The organism is Cypionkella sinensis (assembly GCF_042646385.1).
GTDB lineage: Bacteria > Pseudomonadota > Alphaproteobacteria > Rhodobacterales > Rhodobacteraceae > Cypionkella > Cypionkella sinensis.
The window spans coordinates 1,944,042-1,964,776 of sequence record NZ_JBHRTO010000001.1; the positions used below are offsets into that span (position 1 = coordinate 1,944,042).

The 20,735-nt window shown below is 64.3% G+C and carries 19 protein-coding genes and 1 tRNA gene; 9 read left to right on the forward strand and 11 right to left on the reverse strand.

Annotation, left to right across the window (positions count from 1 at the left end; all coding sequences use genetic code 11):
* Nucleotides 1-154: 154 nt before the first annotated feature.
* Genes ACFOGH_RS09670 through phnN form a run of 6 tightly spaced genes read left to right on the forward strand, consistent with a single transcriptional unit; the run spans nucleotide 155 to nucleotide 4,357 of the window.
* A complete protein-coding gene (locus ACFOGH_RS09670) occupies nucleotides 155-478 on the forward strand; it encodes an endonuclease domain-containing protein (protein ID WP_380072864.1) in 324 nt (107 codons plus the stop codon).
* A complete protein-coding gene (locus ACFOGH_RS09675) occupies nucleotides 475-1,374 on the forward strand; it encodes an alpha-D-ribose 1-methylphosphonate 5-phosphate C-P-lyase PhnJ (protein ID WP_380072865.1) in 900 nt (299 codons plus the stop codon). The genes ACFOGH_RS09670 and ACFOGH_RS09675 overlap by 4 nt, the downstream gene beginning before the upstream one ends.
* Nucleotides 1,375-1,406: 32 nt before the next feature.
* A complete protein-coding gene (phnK, locus tag ACFOGH_RS09680; protein WP_380073988.1) occupies nucleotides 1,407-2,183 on the forward strand; it encodes a phosphonate C-P lyase system protein PhnK in 777 nt (258 codons plus the stop codon).
* 1 nt (nucleotide 2,184) lies between these two features.
* Nucleotides 2,185-3,147, forward strand: coding sequence for a magnesium transporter CorA family protein (locus ACFOGH_RS09685; RefSeq protein WP_380072866.1), 963 nt, complete (start codon nucleotides 2,185-2,187; stop codon nucleotides 3,145-3,147).
* Nucleotides 3,144-3,827: a phosphonate C-P lyase system protein PhnL gene (gene phnL, locus ACFOGH_RS09690; RefSeq protein ID WP_380072867.1), complete on the forward strand. Its 684-nt coding sequence runs from the start codon at nucleotides 3,144-3,146 to the stop codon at nucleotides 3,825-3,827. Before ACFOGH_RS09685 ends, phnL begins: the two co-directional genes overlap by 4 nt.
* Nucleotides 3,824-4,357: a phosphonate metabolism protein/1,5-bisphosphokinase (PRPP-forming) PhnN gene (gene phnN, locus ACFOGH_RS09695; RefSeq protein WP_380072868.1), complete on the forward strand. Its 534-nt coding sequence runs from the start codon at nucleotides 3,824-3,826 to the stop codon at nucleotides 4,355-4,357. The genes phnL and phnN overlap by 4 nt, the downstream gene beginning before the upstream one ends.
* Here the strand turns inward: phnN and ACFOGH_RS09700 are convergent.
* A complete protein-coding gene (locus ACFOGH_RS09700) occupies nucleotides 4,339-5,022 on the reverse strand; it encodes a DUF1045 domain-containing protein (RefSeq protein WP_380072869.1) in 684 nt (227 codons plus the stop codon). The two genes, phnN and ACFOGH_RS09700, sit on opposite strands and share 19 nt — an antisense overlap.
* Nucleotides 5,023-5,107: 85 nt before the next feature.
* Between ACFOGH_RS09700 and ACFOGH_RS09705 the strand changes: the two genes are divergently transcribed.
* Complete coding sequence (locus ACFOGH_RS09705) at nucleotides 5,108-6,250, forward strand: alpha-D-ribose 1-methylphosphonate 5-triphosphate diphosphatase (protein ID WP_380072870.1); 1,143 nt, start codon at nucleotides 5,108-5,110, stop codon at nucleotides 6,248-6,250.
* Nucleotides 6,251-6,253: 3 nt separating this feature from the next.
* Here ACFOGH_RS09705 and ACFOGH_RS09710 read toward each other — a convergent pair whose 3' ends face one another.
* The 7 genes from ACFOGH_RS09710 to ACFOGH_RS09740 are packed head-to-tail and all read right to left on the reverse strand — an operon-like array spanning nucleotide 6,254 to nucleotide 13,054.
* Nucleotides 6,254-7,309 carry an ABC transporter ATP-binding protein gene (locus ACFOGH_RS09710; protein WP_380072871.1) on the reverse strand — a complete coding sequence of 352 codons (1,056 nt, stop codon included), beginning with the start codon at nucleotides 7,307-7,309 and terminating at the stop codon, nucleotides 6,254-6,256.
* A 19-nt stretch (nucleotides 7,310-7,328) separates the two neighbouring features.
* Nucleotides 7,329-8,288: an SIS domain-containing protein gene (locus ACFOGH_RS09715; RefSeq protein ID WP_380072872.1), complete on the reverse strand. Its 960-nt coding sequence runs from the start codon at nucleotides 8,286-8,288 to the stop codon at nucleotides 7,329-7,331.
* Between the two features lie 24 nt (nucleotides 8,289-8,312).
* Nucleotides 8,313-9,188 carry a carbohydrate ABC transporter permease gene (locus ACFOGH_RS09720; protein WP_380072873.1) on the reverse strand — a complete coding sequence of 292 codons (876 nt, stop codon included), beginning with the start codon at nucleotides 9,186-9,188 and terminating at the stop codon, nucleotides 8,313-8,315.
* Nucleotides 9,185-10,081, reverse strand: a complete 897-nt coding sequence (locus tag ACFOGH_RS09725) for a carbohydrate ABC transporter permease (RefSeq protein WP_380072874.1) — start codon at nucleotides 10,079-10,081, stop codon at nucleotides 9,185-9,187. The genes ACFOGH_RS09720 and ACFOGH_RS09725 overlap by 4 nt, the downstream gene beginning before the upstream one ends.
* Nucleotides 10,082-10,097: 16 nt before the next feature.
* Nucleotides 10,098-11,333, reverse strand: coding sequence for an ABC transporter substrate-binding protein (locus ACFOGH_RS09730; RefSeq protein ID WP_380072875.1), 1,236 nt, complete (start codon nucleotides 11,331-11,333; stop codon nucleotides 10,098-10,100).
* Between the two features lie 45 nt (nucleotides 11,334-11,378).
* Entirely contained in the window at nucleotides 11,379-12,284 is a 906-nt protein-coding gene (locus tag ACFOGH_RS09735; protein WP_380072876.1) for an N-acetylglucosamine kinase, read from the reverse strand.
* Nucleotides 12,284-13,054 carry a DeoR/GlpR family DNA-binding transcription regulator gene (locus tag ACFOGH_RS09740; protein ID WP_380072877.1) on the reverse strand — a complete coding sequence of 257 codons (771 nt, stop codon included), beginning with the start codon at nucleotides 13,052-13,054 and terminating at the stop codon, nucleotides 12,284-12,286. The genes ACFOGH_RS09735 and ACFOGH_RS09740 overlap by 1 nt, the downstream gene beginning before the upstream one ends.
* 126 nt (nucleotides 13,055-13,180) lie before the next feature.
* Here ACFOGH_RS09740 and ACFOGH_RS09745 point away from each other — a divergent pair, with 126 nt between their 5' ends.
* On the forward strand, nucleotides 13,181-14,446 hold the full coding sequence (locus ACFOGH_RS09745; protein ID WP_380072878.1) for a D-tagatose-bisphosphate aldolase, class II, non-catalytic subunit: 1,266 nt from the start codon (nucleotides 13,181-13,183) through the stop codon (nucleotides 14,444-14,446).
* Between the two features lie 56 nt (nucleotides 14,447-14,502).
* Here ACFOGH_RS09745 and ACFOGH_RS09750 read toward each other — a convergent pair.
* The 3 genes from ACFOGH_RS09750 to rpoN all read right to left on the reverse strand — a co-directional run bounded on the left by ACFOGH_RS09750 (nucleotide 14,503) and on the right by rpoN (nucleotide 18,357).
* Nucleotides 14,503-14,579, reverse strand: a tRNA-Met gene (locus ACFOGH_RS09750).
* A 370-nt stretch (nucleotides 14,580-14,949) separates the two neighbouring features.
* On the reverse strand, nucleotides 14,950-16,974 hold the full coding sequence (locus ACFOGH_RS09755) for a hydantoinase/oxoprolinase N-terminal domain-containing protein (RefSeq protein ID WP_380072879.1): 2,025 nt from the start codon (nucleotides 16,972-16,974) through the stop codon (nucleotides 14,950-14,952).
* Nucleotides 16,975-17,025: 51 nt separating this feature from the next.
* Entirely contained in the window at nucleotides 17,026-18,357 is a 1,332-nt protein-coding gene (gene rpoN, locus ACFOGH_RS09760) for an RNA polymerase factor sigma-54 (protein WP_380072880.1), read from the reverse strand.
* Between the two features lie 104 nt (nucleotides 18,358-18,461).
* On the opposite strand from rpoN, the gene selD reads away from it, so the two are divergent.
* Nucleotides 18,462-20,621, forward strand: a complete 2,160-nt coding sequence (gene selD, locus ACFOGH_RS09765) for a selenide, water dikinase SelD (RefSeq protein ID WP_380072881.1) — start codon at nucleotides 18,462-18,464, stop codon at nucleotides 20,619-20,621.
* Nucleotides 20,622-20,735 lie beyond the last annotated feature (114 nt).

A 20,735-nucleotide genomic window follows, 5' to 3' on the forward strand; every position in this document is an offset into this window, starting at 1 on the left:
CCCTCTCCCAAAGTGGGAGAGGGAACAGGGATGCGCGTGTGACATTGGCGTCGCCCCGCTGCGGTTAACCAAATCCTTACCCTGTTTCGGGCAAGATTTTCGTCATTCGAAATCCCCTCTCCCGTTTGGGGAGAGGGTTAGGGTGAGGGAAACGATGCGCCAAAGCCTGACAGAAACAGCAGAGGCGCGACTGTTGCGCCAATCCCTGACTGCGGCAGAACAAGCGCTGTGGACTGCTCTGCGCAATCGCCAGTTTCTGGGGCTGAAATTTCGCGGTCAGGCACCGATAGGTGCAAAAATCGTCGATTTTCTGTGCCTTGAACGGCGCCTGGTGGTTCAGGTGGATTCTGGCCTTGGCCCCCATGATACGGCCTGGTTCGCGGCAGAAGGCTTCCGCGCCCTGCATCTGCCGCCAGACGCCATTCTGTCCAACCTGCCGGGCTGTTTGCAGCATCTGGCCGAGGAGCTTTCCCGATGACACTGCACGCGAACCCTACGCCAACCGAAGCCTACAACTTCGCCTATCTGGATGAGCAGACCAAGCGGATGATCCGGCGCGCCATTCTGAAAGCGGTGGCGGTGCCGGGTTATCAGGTGCCGTTTGCCAGCCGCGAGATGCCGATGCCTTATGGCTGGGGCACCGGTGGCGTGCAGGTGACTGCGGCTTGCCTCACGCCGGACGACCGATTGAAGGTGATTGACCAAGGCGCGGATGACACCACCAACGCCGTATCGATCCGCAAGTTTTTCCAGCGCACCGCCGGGGTCGTCGTGACCGAAGCGACGGCAGAGGCGACACTGATCCAGACTCGCCACCGCATCCCGGAAACGCCGCTGACCGAGGGGCAAATTCTGGTCTATCAGGTGCCGATCCCGGAACCCTTGCGCTTTCTGGAACCGCGCGAAACCGAAACCCGCAAGATGCACGAGTTGGAAGAATATGGGCTGATCCACGTCAAACTCTACGAAGACATCGCCCGCCACGGCAGCATTGCCACCTCTTACGCCTATCCGGTGAAGGTCGAGGGGCGCTATGTGATGGACCCGTCGCCGATCCCAAAGTTCGACAATCCGAAACTGTCGGGCAGCCCGGCGTTGCAACTGTTCGGCGCGGGGCGCGAGCAGCGGATTTATGCGCTGCCGCCGTTCAGCCATGTCGTCAGCCTCGATTTCGACGACCACCCGTTTGAAGCCAGCAAAGCCCCGCATGATTGCGATCTGTGTGGAGCCTCGGACAGCTATCTTGACGAGGTGATCACCGATGATCAGGGCAGCCGGATGTTTGTCTGCTCGGACACCGACTTTTGCCGCGCTCGGCAGGCGGCGGGGCATCGGGGGGCCTTGGGGGTTCCGGTTCTGAAAGGTGGTGCGTGATGGGGGCGGTGGATTTGAGTATTTGGGCCAAGGTGAATGCCGCCAAGCCGTTGTTTTCGGTGCAGGGGCTGAGCAAAAACTATGGCAGCCGGATTGGCTGTGCGGATGTGTCGTTTGATCTGTTTCCCGGCGAGGTTCTGGGGATTGTCGGCGAAAGCGGCTCAGGCAAGTCGACGCTGTTGTCTTGTCTTGCAGGGCATCTGAAGCCGGACACCGGGCGCGTGCTGTTTGAAACTGCCGCTGGTTTGCGCGACACCCTGACGATGGGCGAGGCTGAGCGGCGGCGCATGGCGCGCAGCGACTGGGCCTTTGTGCATCAAAATCCGCGCGATGGTTTGCGCATGGGGGTGTCGGCGGGCGGCAATGTCGGCGAGCGGTTGATGGCGATTGGCGCGCGCCACTACGGCGACATTCGCGCGGCAGCGGTCGATTGGCTGGGCCGGGTGGAAATTGCCGCCGACCGCATCGACGACCGCCCGCGCGCGTTTTCCGGCGGGATGCAGCAGCGTTTGCAGATCGCGCGCAATCTGGTGACGGGGCCACGGCTGGTGTTCATGGACGAGCCGACTGGCGGCCTTGATGTCTCGGTGCAGGCGCGGCTGTTGGACCTGTTGCGCGGCTTGGTGCGCGAGATGGGGCTATCGGCGATCATCGTGACGCATGATCTCGCGGTGGTGCGGTTGCTGGCGGATCGGCTGATGGTGATGAAAGGCGGCCATGTGATCGAACAGGGCCTGACCGATCAGGTGCTGGACGATCCGCAGCACGCCTATACACAACTGCTGGTGTCTTCGGTTTTGCAGGTCTGACATGCTGTTTGCCTATCGCCCCGAAGCTGGCGGGTTGATCCAGATGCCGCTGCCAGTTGATCTGACAGCCGCCTTGTGGATCGACCTTTATCGCCCCCTGTCCAACCAGGCCGCCGACGTGGCGCGTCTGGGTCTGCCAGTGCCGACGCTGGCGGATATGGAGGAGATCGAGATTTCCAACCGGCTGTATCGCGAAGGCGGCGCTGATCATATGACGGTGGTGCTGCCCGGCCTGTCGGAAAGCAAGGCGCCGATCTCTGGCCCGGTCTGCTTTATCCTGTCCCCCGAGCGGTTGATCACCGTGCGCCACCACGCGCCCCGCCCGTTTGAAACCTACCCTGCCCGCGCCGACAAGGTTGGCCCCGGCTGTGATCGGCCCGAGCGGCTGTTTCTGGGCTTGATTGAAGAAATCATCGGCCGGATGGCCGATATTCTGGAAGGTATCGGGCGCGGTTTGGATGATGTTGCTTCCGGGATTTATTCGGGCGGGGCGAATGGCTTGCAGGCCGATGCCTTGCAGGCGGCGCTGGAAAAGGTCGGGCGCGAGGGCGATCTGTTGGGCCGGGTGCGGTTGGGCCTGCTGACGGTTGAACGCGCGGTCAGCTTTTTCGGGCAGACGCTGGCGGATCGGGCCGGGGGCGATGTGCTGCGCCCTTTGGTGAAGGGCCTGATGCGCGATTTGCAGGCGCTGGAGGTGCATGCCGATTTCCTCGGCTCACGTCTGGCGCTGACCTCGGATGCGACGCTTGGCATGATCAACCTGTCGCAGAACGTGACGGTGCGGATCGTCTCGGTGGTGGCGGCGCTGTTCATGCCGCCGACACTGATCGCCAGCCTTTACGGGATGAACTTTGCCTATATGCCCGAACTGGGCTGGCGGTTCGGCTATCCGCTGGCGCTGATCCTGATGCTGGCTTCGGCGAGTGGAACCTATCTTTTTTTCAAATGGAAGCGCTGGCTATGATTGATATCCGTGACCTTGGCAAAAGCTTTACCCTGCACAATCAAGGCGCTGCGGTGATCCCGGTGATGGCGGGGGCCAATCTGCATGTGGGTGCTGGCGAATGTGTGGGCCTGATCGGTGCATCAGGGGCCGGGAAATCGACCCTGATGCGGATGGTCTGGGGCAACTATCTGGCGGCTTCGGGCAGCATTCTGGTGGGGGGGCTGGATGTGGCGCGGGCAGAGCCGCGGCAGATCGTGGCGTTGCGGCGTCAGGTGTTGGGCTACGTCAGCCAGTTCCTGCGGGTGGTGCCGCGGGTGCCAACGCTGGATGTGGTGGCCGAGCCGTTGTTGAACCTTGGCGTGCCGGGGGATCAGGCACGTGCGCGGGCGGCAGAGCTGCTGGCGCGGCTGAACATCCCACAGAGGCTGTGGGCGCTATCGCCGACGACGTTTTCGGGCGGTGAGCAACAGCGGGTGAACATCGCGCGCGGCTTTGCGCATCCCTATCCTGCCCTGCTGCTGGACGAGCCGACCGCCAGTCTGGATGCGGTGAACCGCGAGGTCGTGCTGGCGCTGATCGAGGAAGCCAAGGCGCGCGGGGCGGCGATCTTAGGGATTTTCCACGATGAAGCTGCGCGCGACCGGGTGTGCGACCGGGTGGTCGATGTGCGGGCGTTTACGCCGAAGGCTGCCGCATGAACGGAAGGGTGTTCATGGTCGTGGGGCCATCAGGGGCAGGCAAGGATACGCTTATGGCCGGTGCGGTGGCGGCCAATCCGGCGCTGCACTGGGCGCGGCGGGTGATCACGCGGCCAGAAACTTCGGGCGGCGAACCGTTTGAAGGCGTCAGCGAAGCGGTGTTTCAGGCGCGGTTGCAGGCGGGCGCATTTGCGTTGCACTGGCAGGCGCATGGGTTGTGCTATGGGGTGCCACATGCCGAGCTTGCGCCCTTGTCGGCGGGGCGCGATGTGTTGATCAATGGCTCGCGGGCGGCTTTGTCGGCGGCTTTGGCGGTGTTTCCGGGGCTACGGGTGGTCCAGATTAGTGCGCCGCTTGCCGTGCTGGCCGATCGGTTGGCGGCACGCGGGCGCGAAAGCCATGCGGATATTCTGGCACGGTTGCAGCGCGCCAATCATGCCTTGCCCGAGGGTATTGCGGCCCAGGAGATCAGCAATGATGCGACGCCTGCGCAGGGCATCGCCAAGCTGCTTCAAGCGCTGAGGGCGTAGCGGTGCAGCAGGTGAAACTGGCCCATAGCATCCTCGCCGCACAGGCAAACCTCTGCGATGACAAACGGCTGCGGGATCAGGCCCGCGAAATGGCGGGCAGCGGCTGTCGCGATGGCGGTTTCGTCCGAAGCCAGCGGGCCGGACAGGGTCAGGTGAAAGCGGAACTGTTCCAGAACATAGGGATAGCCGTAAGTACCCAGCAATTCGCGCTGGCGCATTGTCAAGCGTTCAGGGCGGCGGCGGGCGATTTCGGCGGGGGTCAGGCTGGCACGCAGCGAGTCCAACTGTTGCACGATCTGGGCTGCGAAGGCTTGCAGCGCTGTTTGATCGTCGGTTGGCGTCAGGGCGAGAAAGCCGTCGAGGTTGACCATCTGCAATCCTGGCAGGGTCAGCGGCGCAAGGCTTTGCGCAAGCTCTGCCGTGGCCTGCGTCAGATCAGCAAAGCTCACGTCCTCGGCCAAGCGGAACGGCGGCTTCAGCGTGGCGTGAAAGCCGTATTTGCGCGGCTCTGCCGTCACCTCCGCCAGACTGCGCGGCAGGGCGAGGGCGGGCTGCGGCACAAACTGACCGAAGGCAAGATCCCAACCCAGCCAAGCGGCGGCTGCATCGGCGAATGCCCCCGGCTCGGGCGCGTAGTAGATCGCAAAGCGTTTCATCTGATCCATGCTGCCCGCCCTTACTGCCCAATCGTCACACCGCTGTGACAGTTTTCTGCCATTTGCCGCACATAAGCACAATGAAAGCCCGATGATGACCGAGACGATCCTTGCCAATGCCATGCTGGTTCTGCCGACCGAAGTGATCCATGGCGCGATCCGCGTGGAAGGCGGCACGATCACTGCACTAGATCAGGGCGCTGGTGTGCCTGCGGGCGCGGTGGATTGCATGGGTGATCTGCTGATGCCGGGTCTGATCGAATTGCACACCGACAATCTGGAACGTCACATCGAGCCGCGCCCCAAGGTCAACTGGCCGCATGCCAGCGCGATCATCGCGCATGATGCCGAACTGGCCAGCGTGGGGATTACCACAGTGTTTGATGCGCTGCGGGTCGGCTCGATCACCTCGTCGAAGAAGATGAATTACGGCGAGTATGCGCGTCTGCTGGCGGATGAAATTCTTGGCCTGCGGGAAAAGGGCGCGTTGAAAATCAGCCATTTCCTGCATCTCCGGGCCGAGGTTTGCTCGGAAACGCTGATTGCGGAACTGGCGAAATTCGGCCCCGATGACCGTATCGGCATCGTGTCTTTGATGGATCACACGCCGGGGCAGCGGCAGTTTCGCGATCTGACGCAGTTGCGTGCCTATGTCTGTGGCAAGCATGGGCTGTCAGAGGCAGAGTTTGAATCGCATGTGGCCGAGCAAGTGGCGATTTCCGCGCGGCTGGGGGATGCGCATGAGGCCGCCGCCGTGGCCGAAGCGCAGCGCTTTGGCGCGGTGCTAGCCAGCCATGATGACACCACTGCCGAGCAGGTCGCGGTCTCGGCATGTCACGGCGCGCATTTTGCCGAGTTTCCAACCACAGTGGAAGCCGCCCAAGCCTGCCATGCGCAGGGCATCAAGGTGATGATGGGCGCGCCAAACCTGATCCGGGGCGGTTCGCATTCGGGCAATGTCGCGGCAAGCAAGCTGGCCGAGGCTGATCTGTTGGACATCGTCTCGTCCGATTATGTGCCCTCGGCGCTGCTGTCGGCGGCGCTGCTGCTGGGCGATCTGTGGGGCGATGTGGCGCGCGGGGTCGCTTGCGTGACGCAAGCGCCTGCGCAGGCGGCGGGGTTGGCGGATCGTGGCACGCTCGCGCTGGGCGCGCGTGGCGATATGATCCGGGTGGCGCGGGTGGCCGGTGCCGCGGTGTTGCGCGGCACTTGGGTGCAGGGGCAGCGGGTGGCCTGAGACCTAATTCAGCCGCAGGCCCGTCGCCGCGTCGAACAGATGCACCAGCCCCGGCAAGGGCCGCAGCCCGATCAGATCACCGCGCTTCAGACTAGGCCGGTCGGTGAACAGCGCGTTCAGGGTCAGGCCATCGCTTTCGCCCGAAACGAACATCGCCGTGCCGGTGCTTTCAACGCTGGACACCCGCACCTGAATAGCGCCATCGGCATCGGGAGCGCAGAGCGCCAGATGCTCGGGCCGGATGCCATAGAGCACCGCACCATCTGCCGCGCCGTCGATCGGCAACATCTGCCCCGAAGCCAGACGCACCTGCCCCTCCCCCGCCTGCGCCGCCAGCAGGTTCATCGCCGGTGATCCGATGAAGCCCGCAACAAAGGCATTGGCGGGGCGATCATACAGTTCCAGCGGTGGCCCCGCCTGTTCCAACCGCCCGGCTCGCATGACGACAATGCGGTCAGCCATCGTCATTGCTTCAACCTGATCATGGGTGACGAAGATCGAGGTGGTGCCAAGCCGTTCGTGCAAAGCCCTGATTTCGGCGCGCATTTGCACGCGCAGTGCGGCGTCCAGGTTCGAGAGTGGCTCGTCAAACAGGAACACCGCAGGCTGACGCACAATCGCCCGCCCCATCGCCACCCGTTGCCGCTGTCCGCCGGAAAGCTGCTTGGGCGTGCGATCCAGATAGGGCGTCAGACCCAGAATATCCGCCGCCTTCTCAACCGCAGCCGCGATCTCGGCCTTGCCCGCGCCGCGCAGATGCAGCGAAAACCCCATGTTGTCGCGCACCGACATATGCGGATAAAGCGCGTAGTTTTGGAACACCATGGCGATGTCGCGGGCCTTTGGTTCCACCTCGTTCACCACACGGCCACCGATGGCAACCGTGCCCGAAGTGATCTCCTCCAGCCCCGCGATCATCCGCAACAGGGTGGATTTACCACAGCCCGAGGGGCCGACCAGTGCCACGAATTCACCATCCGCCACGTCAAAGCTGACCCCGTGCATCACCTTGGTGCTGCCGTAGGATTTTGTCACATCGCGGATGGAAACTTCGGCCATTTGGTCCTCGGATATTCGATTACTGCAACACGACGACTTTGCTCAGATGCCGCGGGGCTTCCGAGTTGATGCCTTTTGACAGCGCCACCCGTTCCCCCAGCATCTGCAACGCAGGCAGGCAGACCAGCGCGTTGACCTCATCGGAATATCCCAGATCGATGCGCAGATCGCCGGGGCCGTTGAAGCCGATCACCACCGCGCCCTTGGCCTGCAATTCGGCAACCACAAGCGCCTCTTCTGCTGCGGTGGCTTGCGAATAGAGCATCACCACCAACGACGTGGTGTCGATCAGCGACACCGGACCGTGGCGGTATTCCATCGGGTGAAACGACTGGCTGTAGGAAATGCTCATCTCTTGCAGCTTCAGACCGCCCTCGGTTGCCATGCCATAGTTTGGCCCCGCGCCAAGATAGACAAAATGGCTGCGCCCGTGCAGCACAGGTGCCAGTTCTGCATCCAGCCGCGCCATCGCGGCGGCGGCATCGGCGGCAATCGGGCCCGACAGATTAACCCCCGCCATGCGCAATCCGGCCAGCAGCATCAGGCTGGCCGACACCGACATCACGATGCCTTCGGAGGGATCAGTCGGGATATACAGTGCCTGTTCTGCCGCGCGCAGGATGGTCGACTCCGGCTCGCACGACACTGCCAGTGTGCGCCAGCCGCGCGCACGGCTGGCCTCAATCGCCTGCACGGTCTCCGACGTGGTGCCCGAGCGTGACAGCCCGATCACCAACACATCTTGCGATCCGGCCAAATAACACTCCGGCCTGCGCGCCCATTCCGCCCCCGGCACCGCCAGCGCCGCCTGGCCACGCGCGTTGAACGCACAGGCGATCACCTGCGCCAGATAATACGAGGTGCCGCAGCCGGTGATCACAACGGTTTGCGCGCGCACCTTTGGCATATCCTGCCGCAGCGCGGCCTCCCAATAGGGGAACTGACGGCGGATGACGGTCTCGGTGATGGTTGCGGGCATGATTTTCGCTTTCCTTACAGTCAGTTATTTTCCGGCCCCGGCCATTAGGCCCGAGACGAGATATCGGTTGAGAAACATTACAAGCAGCAGCGGTGGGGCGATGGCGACGATCCCGGCGGCGTTCATCAGCCCGTAATCGACATAATTGCGGGTGACGAATTCGGGGATCAGCACGGTCAGCGGCTTGGTGGCCAGCGTGGGCGAGAACACCAAGGGCACCATGAACTGCCCCCAGGCGGACAGAAACGTCAGGATACCGCAGGCGACCAGACCCGGCCCCGCCAAGGGCAGCACCACCTGCACAAAGGCCCTCAGCTTTGAGGCCCCATCCAGCCAAGCGGCCTCTTCCAGCGACAAGGGCATCGCCTGATAGACCGAGCGCATCAGCCACAGGGCCAAGGGCAGAAAGGCCGAGACATAGATCAGCGTGACCCCGGTGTAGGTGTCAATCAGCCCCATCGAAATCATCAGCCGATAGAGCGGGATCATCACCGTATAGGCCGGGATCGCCAGCGTCGCCACCACCAGCACGAACAGCACATTGCGCCCCGGAAACTCCAGCCGCACAAAGGCCCAAGCGCCAAAGGCCGCGATGATCACCACCAGCACCGTGGCCGCCAGCGAGGTTATCAGGCTGTTGACAAAAGCGCGCGAGAATTGCGGCCAGACCGAGGCCACCTCATTGCCCTGCGAGGTCGAGGTTGCGCCAAACAGCTTGGCGTAGTGCTGCCATGTGGCGGCTTCGGGCCACAGATGCAAACTGTTGGACACCAGCGCATTGGGCGGCGTGATCGAGGTGACGAAAGACCAATAGACCGGCCCCACCGACCACAGCACCAGCACGGCTACGCCCAGCCACAGGCCGATCTGCCCCGGCAGATGTTTCAAGCGGCGGTTCATTCGAACCTCGTTTCACGGTAGACCCGCAGCACATAGATCAGCGATACCGCCAACGAGACGACCATGGTCAGCACCGACAGCGCCATGCCGCCGGAAAATTTCATGTTCTGGAACGCCAGCACATAGACCTGAATGATCACAGACCGCGTATCGAGTGACGCTCCGTTCAGTATCCAAGCCTCATCAAACAGGTTGACCGCAAAGACGGTGGATTGTGACAGCGCAATCGCCAGACCGGGGGCAATCAGCGGCAGGGTGATCTTGCGCAGGCGCTGCCATGCGGTTGCACCATCCAGACGTGCGGCCTCGTATAGCTCCTGCGGGATGGATTGCAGGGCTGCCAGCAGGATGATCACCGTCAAGGGCATCATCCGCCACGCATGCACCACCGAGATCAGCAGCAGCCCTGTTTCGCGGTTGTTGAACCAGACCTGCGGCGTGTCGATGATGCCGGCACTCAGCAGCAGGCCGTTCAGCAGGCCATAGCTGGGGTTGTAAATCCACATCCAGATGATCGCATTGACCACCGGCGGCAGGCACCACGGCAGCACAACAATCGCCAGCAACCACCGCCGCCCGATGGTGATCCGGTTCAACAGCAGCGCCGCCGCCAGACCGCCCACGGTTTCGATCACCACCGCCAGCACGACATAGATCGCCGTGGTGATCCATGCGGCGTTGACGGTGCTGTCTTTCAGCAGATTGCTGTAGTTGCGCACACCCACGAACGGCGTGCCAGGTTTCATCGGCTCGATGCGGAACAGGCTGTCGAACAGGGTCGACAGCAGCGGCAAGAACACCAGCCCGCCCATGATCAGCACCACAGGCAAGGCCAAGGCCAGCCCAAGGCGCGCGTCCTTGCCAAAGCGCGGGAGTTTGATCTGCAAGGCCATTCCCCCGCGCCAGCCGTTATTCTTGCGCCGTCGCAGCCGCTTCCGCGATCTGCGCTACCGCTTGATCCACCGTCAACTGCCCCTTCGCCGCTGCGTTCAGCGCGGTGGCCACGGCCCCCGAAAACTCGGGATACCAACCCGGCGTGCCCTGCGCGAACAACGGCTCCACCACCTCGGCCTGCGCGATCAGCACATCGCCTTGTTTCAGGTTCCCGGCCTCGTTCAGGGTTTTCAACACCGACAACCGCGTCGGCAGATTGCCCAGCAGGCGATAGTTCGCCTCCATCGTTGCAGGCTCCAGCATCCACTGGATAAAGCCCGCCGCCTGTTCCTTGTTCTCGGCGTTCATCGGAATGCCCAAGGCCCCCGGCAAACCAAAGGTGCGCGATTTGCCGTTCACATTCGGCATCAGCGCCGCTGCAACATCCGCTGCCACCTGCGATTTCGCGGCGTCGCTATAGACCGCCAAGTTGCCCGCCCAGCCCGCAACATCGAAGGTCGCCTTGCCAGCCTTGAACAACTCCTGCACCTCGACATCCTTCAGGCTGGTCGCCGCTGGATCAATCAGCCCTTCGTTTAGTGCGGCAATCTCGAACGCCATCGCCTGATAGCCAGCCGAGGCCGGATCGGTGAACAAAGGCTTGAAATCAGCGTCAAACAGATCGCCGCCGAAGGCTTTGGTCAACAGATACCACGCAGTTGCCGACCCCTCAGACGCCGACAGCGGCAGCGCGATCGGATAATCCGCGATCTTGGCCGCCTTCACCGCCCGCGCCGCATCCAGCAATTCGGCAGGGGTTTTCGGCACGGCCACGCCCGCCTTGGTCAGATGCGCCGCATTGTAGATCAGCACGCGGAAATCGTTATTATAAGGCACGCCGATCAGCTTGCCATCGTAGGTGAAGATCGAGGTGGTCGGCAGATCGGCCTTCAACTCATCCGACAGCACCGCATCCAGCGGATCATACCAGCCGGCCGAGCCGAACTGGCCAACCCAGCTCCAATCCATCTCGGTCACGCTCGCGGGCGCGGTATTGGCCAGCATCGAGGTGACAATCTTGGTGCGGATTTCATCCCAGCCGAGGGTTTGAATATCCAGACCGCCGCCTTTGTAGGTGTCGGTCATCTCTTTCGGCAGCGTCACCCAAGGCGGCAGCAACACCGCCAGAGTGCCTGCCGAAAGCGCCAAGCCAGGGGCCAGTGCCGCAAGGCCCAAGACCGAGGCAGAAAGAAGAAAATGCCGTCTGTTCATTGTATCACCCTGTTGTTGTCTGCCCCTGTTCCGGGGCGTTGCGCGTTAACCAATCTCTGCATTCAGGGCCGCGATAAACTCTGGCCCCGTCTGCCATCCCACCTTCTGTGCGGCGGCCAGTGCCGCGCCGCCTACCGGGGCAAGCGCGGGTGGCTGCGGCGCACCCAGCTTTGCCGTCAGTGCGGCGCGCACTGTTGCGTCCTGCATCACGCCGCCCGCAAAACTCCACGCGAAAGGCGGCTCAAGCCCCGCCAGCCGCCCCGCCGTCTGCCCCGCCAGTGCCAGATGCCCAGCCGCTTCGGACATCAGTGCCACGGCTTCGGCCAAATCTGCATCGGCAAGGCGCGAGACCATCGCCGCCACCGAGGCGATGCCCGCGCGGCTGTCTTGCGCGTAGACCCAAGCCAGCAGATCAGGCGCCGCCACACCCATCTCGCGCAATAACCCATGCGCAAAGCCCGAAGGCGGTTGGCGGCCATCCAGATGCTGACTGGCCAAGGCCAAAGCCGCCCGCCCGATCCAATGCGCCGAACCTTCGTCACCAAAAAGATGCCCCCAGCCGCCGACGCGCTGCGTGCCCAGCGGGCCATGCGCCCAGGCCATCGAACCCGTGCCCGCCAGCACCAGAACCCCATCGTCCCCCGCCAGCGCGCCGTGAAACGCCACTGCGACATCGTTCATCACCACAACCTGCGGCCCGAACAGATCGGCAGCCACCGCCACCTGCCGCGCCGACACCGCCGCGATTTCGCCGTGACAGGGCAGCCCCAGCACAGCGGCCGATACCGGCCCCAGCTTTGCTGCCAGATCGGCCAGCCGTTCGGGCCAATCCGCGCTCGCGGCCGGGTCCAATCCCTCGGCCCGCGCCCGCGCCAGCACCCGCCCCGCACGGTTGATCACCACCGCATCGGTCTTACTGCCACCACTGTCGAGGCCCAGAACCCGGTCCATTATGCCGCCTCGGCCACAGTCACGGCACAGCCCAGACCATTCAGCACACCATGCCACTCTGCCGTCAGCCGCGCATCGGTCAGCACCCGCATCGCAGCACCCAGATGCGCCACTCCATAGGTCAGTTGCGGCCCGAACTTGTCAGCATCGGCGACGATCACGGGCGCTTTGCTGCGCGTCAGCATCAGTGCGTTCAGCCGCGCTTCCTGCTCATCCTGGCTGGAAATTTCGCCCTTGTCCGAAACCGCCCCGACCCCCAGAAACAACTGGTCAAACCACAGCTTTTCCAGCGCCGCCTCGGCCAGCGGCCCCACCATCGAGGCATTCTGGCGCCGCAAACTGCCGCCCAGCAAGGTCACGCCAATCTCAGCCACCGGCATCAGCACCTGCGCCACCGGCAGGCAGTTGGTGAACACCCGCAGCGGCATCGGATGCAGCCGCAGCCGCCGCGCCAGTTGCAGCACCGTCGTCCCGGCATCCAGAAACACCGAGGTTTCCGGGCGCAGCATCTGATAGGCCGCCTCGGCAATCGCGCGCTTGGCGGGCAGGTTGATGTGTTCGCGCGATTCGAACGCCACCTCAACGCCCGAGGTTTCCGCGATCTGCGCGCCGCCATGGGTGCGCAAAATCTGCCCCTCGGCCTCCAGCGTCAGCAGATCCCGCCGCACCGTCGGCTCAGACGCCCCCACCGCCGCCGCGATTTCGGCAATCGAGCTGTAGCCCTTGGCGAAAAGGTGCTGCCGGATGGCTGTGGCGCGATCAATCTTCATGGAAGCCCTGTTTTGCGTTACCCTATAGAGCGGCCGAAAATAATCACTGTCAATCACGATATTGATCACTTATGATTTTTTCAGAACAGCTGCCGCGCCAATTTGATCAAAAAGGAACAGCCCGCCATGTCCACCGCAGCCCTTCTGGCCCTTGCCCCTGCCCGGAAAACGGGTCGGGTGCGGGGGATTCCGTCGATCTGCTCGGCGCATCCGGTGGTGATCGCCGCCAGCCTTGCGATGGGGCGGGCGCGTGGTACGCCGGTGTTGATCGAGGCGACCTGCAATCAGGTCAACCACGAGGGCGGCTATACGGGCATGACTCCGGCGGATTTTCGCAGCTTTGTGCTTCGGATCGCTGCCGAGGAAGGCTTTGATCCGGCTGGATTAATCTTGGGTGGTGATCACCTTGGCCCGAACCCCTGGACGGCATTGCCAGCGGCGCAGGCGATGGCGAAGGCTTGCGATATGGTCGCGGCCTATGCGCAGGCGGGGTTTGGCAAGATCCATCTGGATGCCAGCATGTCTTGCGCCGATGATCCGACGCCGCTGCTCGATGCCACCATCGCCCGCCGCAACGCGCAACTGGCTGCCGTGGCTGAGGCCCACAGTCCGACCCCGCCCGTCTATATCATCGGCACCGAAGTTCCCGTGCCCGGTGGCGCGTGGGAGGAGGTTGAGGGGCTGACCCCCACCGCCCCCGAAGCTGCCATCACCACCGCCAATCTGCACCGCCAAGCCTTTGCCGCTGAAGGCATCGCCGCCGCTTTTGACCGTGTTGTGGGGCTTGTGGTGCAGCCGGGGGTGGAGTTTGGCAATGAAAACGTCGTCGCCTACGACCGTCCTGCTGCGCGGGGGTTGGTGGGGTGCCTGTCGGAACTGCCCATGCTGTTTGAGGCGCATTCCACCGATTATCAGACCCCGCAGGCGCTGGCCGATCTGGTCCAGGATGGCTTTGGCATCCTGAAAGTCGGCCCAGGCCTGACCTTTGCGCTGCGCGAGGCGCTTTATGGGTTGGATCACATTGCTGATGTGCTGTTTCCAGATCGCCCTTCGCTGCGGGGGGCTATGGAATCGCTGATGCAGAACAAGCCGCAATACTGGGCGAAATACTACCACGGCACGCCCCTGCACCAGCATCTGCAACGCCATTACAGCTATTCCGACCGCATCCGCTATTACTGGACCTATCCGGCTGCGCAAACCGCTGTTGCCGATCTGATGGCGCTGTTTGGCGATATGGATATTCCTGAACCCCTGATCTCGCAGCACCTTGGCGCGGCTTATGCGGAAGTGATGACGGGCCAAACCGGCAGGACCGCCCCTGCCCTGTTGCGGGCGGCGGTGGCGCGGGCGCTGGTGCCGTATTTCGACGCCTGCGTCAGCGATGCCTGACGCCAAAAAAGCGATGGCTGCCACCAGCAAACGGAAACTTTATTTTCGGATTTTGCTGGTGGCGAGAGAGAGACTTGAACTCTCGACCCCACGATTATGAGTCGTGTGCTCTAACCAACTGAGCTACCTCGCCACTGGCGCGGTGAGTAGTTTGGGGGGCGGGGGGCGTCAAGGGGTATTCTGGGGGTAATCGGGGTGATTTGTGGGATTTCAGCGCAGGTTGGGCTGGCAGGCAGGGGCCGCTTCGACAACGGGCGTTCTTCCCATCTGGGAATGACTTGTGTCTCACGACACCAATCACCACAAGATGTTGTGTAAAAACCGAAAAAGTCGGGCTCTGACCCGTTTCTTAGCACGTTTTGCCGTGATCTGGTCTGGCAGTGCCGTGGCCCAAACCAGCCCGACCGAGCGGCGATTCCGGTGATCAGACGAGGCCCCGGATCAAGTCCGGGGCGGCGTTGGAAGGGATACCGCGCGGTCGCCTTGGGACTAGGTGGGAGGCGTTACAGCTCTACCTCTTCCGGCACGGCATGGGCGACGCGGGGGCGGCCCGAGGCTGTGACAGAGATTGTCGCCTCGACAAACATCGGCTGACCTTCAACCAAGGCGGAACGCAGATCGCGGGCGGTGGTGATGCGCAGGTCTTCCGCGCCTGCAAGTTTGGCGCGGCGGCTGGCTTCCAGTGTCAGCGCGGTCTCGGCGGCCACCATCGCGGCCTCGGGGTCAGTAAAGCTTTGCAGGCCGTCGGGCAGATGCGCGGTAAAGCGGCCAACGCCGGGGCTTGTCACCATCGCTGTGGCGCGCTGGCTGACTTGGCCCACCACCGCCCCGATGGCATTGGCGACCCCGGCATGTTCGGGCAAGATCATCTCGCACCCCAGCCTTGTGCCCACCGCACCGTAATAATAGGGCGCAGACGCCCCCAGCCCGATCACCGGAACGCCCAGCCGGGCGGTGAATTCGATCACACCACGATGCCGCGACAGCGCCGCGCGTGTCAGGGTATGCCGCGCCAGCACCTCGGGGCTTTCGCCAGCAAAGGCGGTGTCTTCATCAAAGGCGGCTTCCAGCAGACATTCGACGGTCTGCGTCGTCAATTGATCGACAATGCCCTGCGCCAAGGCTTTCGGTTCGGTTGAAAACCGCTCGCCCGCGCCATTGCGGCGGCGGCCCAAGATCTCCAGCGCCTTTTCGGCGGCGGACGCATCCCAAGCATCCAGCCCGCCCAGCACGTGGCTGGCATCCGAAGGTGTGACGCCAGAGATCATCACCAGACCGCGCGCGACAAGGCGTTCGAGGGCTGCGATTTCCAGCCGGGTGGTCAGCACCTGCGCCATCGGCATTGGGGCGGTGATCCGTTCCAGCACGGTGAGTTCGCGCGGGGAAAGCCCGCCGGTTTGCCCGGCCATCGGCACGACAAAGCGCCCGTCCATGTCACCCGCTTTGTCAGAGGCGAGCGCCCTGTCGAGTGCGGCGTGGACCATCGGGCCATGTTCGGACGCCAGCAACGATACCGGGATCAGACGGCGCGGGCCAAGGCGCATCCCGCCGAGCAGGCCTTCGGTGATCAGATGCACCTCGGAATCGCCGCCCAAGCCAGAGGTGCGCATCGCCACAGCCTCGACCATGGTGCGGAAACCGCCGACGCGGGCGCCTTGCGGATCAATCTCGGGCAGGCCATCGCGCAGCAGGGCGACATCGGTGGTGGTGCCGCCGATGTCGGACACCAGCGCATCCTTGGCCCCGGTCAGCCAACGCGCGCCGACGATGCTGGCGGCGGGGCCCGAGAGGATGGTTTCAATCGGGCGTTCGCGCACCATTGCCGCCGAGATCAACGCGCCATCGCCGCGCACCACCATCAGGGGGGCGGTGATGCCGACCGAGGCGAGATGCCGCTCGCATGCGGAAACCAGCCGGTCGATCATGCCGATCAGGCGCGCGTTCAGAACGGCGGTCAGCGCGCGTTTCGGCCCGTTCAGTTGTGCGGAAAGTTCGTGCGAGCAGGTAACGGGGCGGCCTGTGATGCGACGGATCAGATCGCGGATGGCGACTTCGTGCGCGGGGTTGCGGGTGGCAAAGCGCGCGGCCACGGCAAAGCCCATCACCTGCGGGCCAAGATCGCGCAGATGTGCCTCAAGCGCGGCGATGTCGAGGGGGGCGAGTTGAACGCCAGCATGGCTGTGACCGCCTGCGATTTTCACCACGGGGTCGCCCTTCAGCGCCTCGATCAGGCCGCCGCGTTCCAGATCGCCCTCGTCAAAGCCGACAAAGATCAGCGCGACGCGGCCACCTTGGCCCTCGACCAAGGCATTGGTGGCCAAAGTGGTGGACAGCGACACCAGCGCCACATCGGCTGCGGCCACCCCGGATTGCGCCAAGGCGGCATCCACCGCGCGGCCAATGCCCAGTGCGAGATCGGCCCGCGTGGTCAGCGATTTCGCCTTGCCGATCACCAGATCGGCGGCCTCATCGACGATCACCGCATCGGTGTAGGTGCCACCCGTATCCACGCCCAAAAAATGCGCCATCTGTCTTCCCGCTTGATTTCGCCCCAGCGATAACGGGGCGGCGGGGCGAAGTCAGCCCTCTGCGCGACCTTTTCGGCCCATTCGCGGCAGAACTGGCTTGCGTTTGCGCCGGGATGCGACAGGAATCCCCTCGGCCTCGCGATATTTCGCGACGGTGCGGCGGGCGATGGTGACGCCGGTGTCAATCGTCAGCGCCATGGCCAGCGCCTCATCCGACAGGGGCCGTGCGGGGTTTTCCGCCGCGACCAGCCGTGCCAAGCGCCCGCGCATCGCCGCCGCGGAAATGAGCGGCTGGCCATTGCCGCCCAGCGCCGGGCTGAACATCTGCCGCAGCCACCAGGTGCCACGCGGGCTGTCAAGGCTGGCCCCCGCCACCACCCGGCTGATGGTGCTTTCGTGAAAGCCCAAGGCCTCGGCCAGATCGGCCATGGTCATCGGCGCAAGGCCCACCGGCCCCAGCCGGATCGCCTCTTGCTGTCGCGCCAGAATTTCGCGGCCCACCAGCAAAAGGGTGGTGTTGCGCGCCTCGACCATACGCTCGATGGCCTTGGCCTGCGTCAGACCGGCTGCCGAGCCTGCATCCGATTTCGTCACCCGCAACGTCGGCAGGGCCGAGCGGTTCAGCGCGATGCTCCAGCCGTTTGCGGTGGCTTTCACCACCAGATCAGGCTCGCGCATTTGCGCCGCGCTGATGCTGGCAAATTGCGCCCCCGGCTTGGGGTTCATCGACCGGATGGCGCGAAAGCGCTGCAACACCGCCGCTTCGGGGATGTGGCAGGCCTTGGCCAAGCGGCCCAGATCGCCCGTGGCCAGCAGATCGAGATGTGCCAGCACAGCGGCCATTTCGCGGTCAAGCACCCCGGCCTCGATGGCTTGCAGGCGCAGACATTCGGCCAGATTGCGCGCGAAGATCCCCGTCGGCTCCATCTGCTGCAAGCGGTGCAACACGGCCTCGACCTCAGCTTGCGTTGCCCGCGTCTCGGCCACCACCTGCCGCAACTCGGCACCAAGCCAACCGGAAGGCTCCAGCACCTCGGCCAGAGCAATGGCGATTTTCAGATCGTTCGGTGCGAATTTCATCGCCTCGATCTCGCCCATCACATGCGCCATCAGGCTGGGGCTGGTATCGGCGGTTTCCGCGGCTAGGCCCAACCCGCCACTGGTCCCGCCCAGAACATTCGCCCAGCGCGGCAGCCAATCCTGCAACGCGGGTTGCGGCGGCGGTTCCAGCCGCAGATGCGGGTTTTCTGCCGCCTGCTCTTCGAGATACCGGGTCAGGCCCGCCGCATCGGTGCGCAAAATCGCAATCGAGGCTTGCAGGCTGGTGTTCAGCGCAAGCCGCTGGGTCTGGGTCAGGCCGATCCGCTGCTGGGGTGATCTCATGGCACAACGCTAACCGCGGCCGCGCGCCCGCGCAACCGCAGCATCGCGCCATGGCAATCCGGCCGCCAAGGCGCTACCACTGCGGCCAAGCAACCGAGAGCGTCATGCAAACCGACATTCCCATCGTCAAAGATCTGGTGCTGGTGGGGGGCGGCCATGCCCATGCGCTTGTCGCGCGGATGTGGGCGATGGACCCGCTGCCCGGTGTGCGGCTGACCCTGATCAACCCAGCCCCTGCCGCGCCCTACACCGGCATGTTGCCGGGCCTGATCGCCGGACATTACGCCCGTGACGAGATCATGATCGACCTTGTCCGCCTTGCCCGCTTCGCCCAAGCGCGGCTTATACTGGATCGCGTCACGGGCATTGATCCTGCCAACCGCACCTTGCATTTCCAACACCGCCCGCCGCTGACCTACGATTTGTGCAGCATCGACATCGGCATCACCTCTGATCTGCCAAGCCTGCCGGGTTTCAGCCAACATGCCCATGCCGCCAAGCCGATGGGCGCGTTTGCAGATGGATGGGAAAGCTTTGTCGCCCGCGCGCTGCCCGCGCCGCAGGTGGTGGTGATCGGCGCGGGCGTGGGCGGGGTAGAGCTTGCGCTGGCCTGCAAGCATCGCCTGCCGCAGGCCAATGTCACCCTGCTGGAACAGGGGCCAACCGCCCTGCCTGCGCTCGGGGCCCGCGCCCGCCACGCCATGCTCGCGCATGTTGACCGCGCGGGGATTTCACTGCGCACCGGGGCTGCGCCTGCCGCGTTCCACGCGGGCAGCGTCACGCTGCAAAGCGGTGCCGTGCTGCCTGCCGATTTCACCCTCGCCGTGGCTGGCAGCCGCCCGCAGCCGTGGCTGGCGGAAAGCGGCCTTGCGCTGCATGATGGGTTTCTGAGCGTCAGCAACACCTTGCAAACGTCAGACCCCGATATCTTCGCGGCGGGTGACTGCGTGCACCTGGGTTTTGCGCCGCGCCCCAAGGCCGGGGTTTACGCAGTGCGGGCAGCGCCGTTCCTGCTGCACAACCTGCGCGCCCGCCTGCTGGGCGGCGCGATGCGCGCCTTTAAGCCGCAGCGCGATTACCTCAAGCTGATCTCGACCGGGCATAAATCTGCGGTGGCCGACAAATGGGGCCTGCCGCTGGATGGCGCTTGGCTTTGGGCGTGGAAAGACCGCATTGACCGCGCCTTCATGGCGAAATTTGCCGCCTACCCCGCCATGCCGCGCGCCCTGCCCACTCCCGCCGTGCCGGGGTTGTATGAGGCGATGGGCGACAAGCCGATGTGCGGCGGTTGCGGGGCCAAGCTGGGCTCAAGCGATCTCGCCACCGCTTTGTCCGCCCTGCCTGCACCACAGCGCCCCGAGGTCGCCTCTGGCCCCGGCGACGATGCTGCCATCCTGAACACCGCAAGCGGCGTGCAGGTGATCACCACCGACCATCTGCGCAGCCTTACCCATGATCCCCGCATCATGGCACGCATCGCGGCCATTCACGCCTTGGGCGATATATGGGCGATGGGGGCCGCGCCGCAGGTGGCGCTTGCGCAGATCACCCTGCCCCGGATGTCTGGCGCCAAAGCCGCCGAGATGCTGGCCGAGATCATGGCCGAAGCCGCGGCGGTCTTTCGCGGCGCAGGCGCAGATGTGGTGGGTGGCCATACCGCGATCGGGTCGGAACTCAGCATCGGCTTCACCGTCACCGGGCTTGGCGCGCAGGCCATCCGCAAATCCGGCGCAAGGCCGGGTGACAGGCTGATCCTGACCAAAGCCATCGGCACTGGCACGATCATGGCCGCCGAAATGGCGATGGCACGGGTGCCGGGCCTGATTCTCGGCGAAGCCGTCGCCCATGCGCTGACGCTGATGTGCCAACCGAGCGGCCCTGCGGCCAGCCACCTGACGCCGCACGCCCATGCGATGACCGATGTGACGGGCTTTGGCCTTGCGGGCCATCTGCTGGAAATCCTCGACGCATCCGGCACCGCCGCCACCCTGCACAGCGATGCCATCCCGCTGCTGCCGGGGGCGCTGGCCTTGGCTGCTGCCGGTCAAGCCTCCAGCCTTGCGCCGGCCAACCGCGCCCAAGCCATTGGCCGCATCACCGGCCCCGATGTGCCGCTCAAGGCGCTGCTGTTTGATCCGCAAACCGCAGGCGGCCTGCTCGCTGCCGTGCCCGCCGACCATGCCGCAGCCCTGATCAGGGCTATCCCCGGTTCTGCGATCATCGGCGAAATCACCGCAGGCCCGCCGCGCATCCATCTGCGCTAAGCCCGTTCACCTTGGCGCAAATACTCCCGCCGGAGGCCCGCCCTGCCGCGCGCGGCAGGGCCCGAGCCAAGCCGCAGGGCGCAGGCGAGAAAAACCCGTGCGGCGGCACGCCGC

Coding starts and splice junctions, on each gene's coding strand:
- ACFOGH_RS09670 (WP_380072864.1), top strand. CDS start 155: ATGCGCCAAAGCCTGACAGAAACAGCAGAGGCGCGACTGTTGCGCCAA.
- ACFOGH_RS09675 (WP_380072865.1), top strand. CDS start 475: ATGACACTGCACGCGAACCCTACGCCAACCGAAGCCTACAACTTCGCC.
- ACFOGH_RS09685 (WP_380072866.1), top strand. CDS start 2,185: ATGCTGTTTGCCTATCGCCCCGAAGCTGGCGGGTTGATCCAGATGCCG.
- phnL (WP_380072867.1), top strand. CDS start 3,144: ATGATTGATATCCGTGACCTTGGCAAAAGCTTTACCCTGCACAATCAA.
- phnN (WP_380072868.1), top strand. CDS start 3,824: ATGAACGGAAGGGTGTTCATGGTCGTGGGGCCATCAGGGGCAGGCAAG.
- ACFOGH_RS09700 (WP_380072869.1), bottom strand. CDS start 5,022: ATGGATCAGATGAAACGCTTTGCGATCTACTACGCGCCCGAGCCGGGG.
- ACFOGH_RS09705 (WP_380072870.1), top strand. CDS start 5,108: ATGACCGAGACGATCCTTGCCAATGCCATGCTGGTTCTGCCGACCGAA.
- ACFOGH_RS09710 (WP_380072871.1), bottom strand. CDS start 7,309: ATGGCCGAAGTTTCCATCCGCGATGTGACAAAATCCTACGGCAGCACC.
- ACFOGH_RS09715 (WP_380072872.1), bottom strand. CDS start 8,288: ATGCCCGCAACCATCACCGAGACCGTCATCCGCCGTCAGTTCCCCTAT.
- ACFOGH_RS09720 (WP_380072873.1), bottom strand. CDS start 9,188: ATGAACCGCCGCTTGAAACATCTGCCGGGGCAGATCGGCCTGTGGCTG.
- ACFOGH_RS09725 (WP_380072874.1), bottom strand. CDS start 10,081: ATGGCCTTGCAGATCAAACTCCCGCGCTTTGGCAAGGACGCGCGCCTT.
- ACFOGH_RS09730 (WP_380072875.1), bottom strand. CDS start 11,333: ATGAACAGACGGCATTTTCTTCTTTCTGCCTCGGTCTTGGGCCTTGCG.
- ACFOGH_RS09735 (WP_380072876.1), bottom strand. CDS start 12,284: ATGGACCGGGTTCTGGGCCTCGACAGTGGTGGCAGTAAGACCGATGCG.
- ACFOGH_RS09740 (WP_380072877.1), bottom strand. CDS start 13,054: ATGAAGATTGATCGCGCCACAGCCATCCGGCAGCACCTTTTCGCCAAG.
- ACFOGH_RS09745 (WP_380072878.1), top strand. CDS start 13,181: ATGTCCACCGCAGCCCTTCTGGCCCTTGCCCCTGCCCGGAAAACGGGT.
- ACFOGH_RS09755 (WP_380072879.1), bottom strand. CDS start 16,974: ATGGCGCATTTTTTGGGCGTGGATACGGGTGGCACCTACACCGATGCG.
- rpoN (WP_380072880.1), bottom strand. CDS start 18,357: ATGAGATCACCCCAGCAGCGGATCGGCCTGACCCAGACCCAGCGGCTT.
- selD (WP_380072881.1), top strand. CDS start 18,462: ATGCAAACCGACATTCCCATCGTCAAAGATCTGGTGCTGGTGGGGGGC.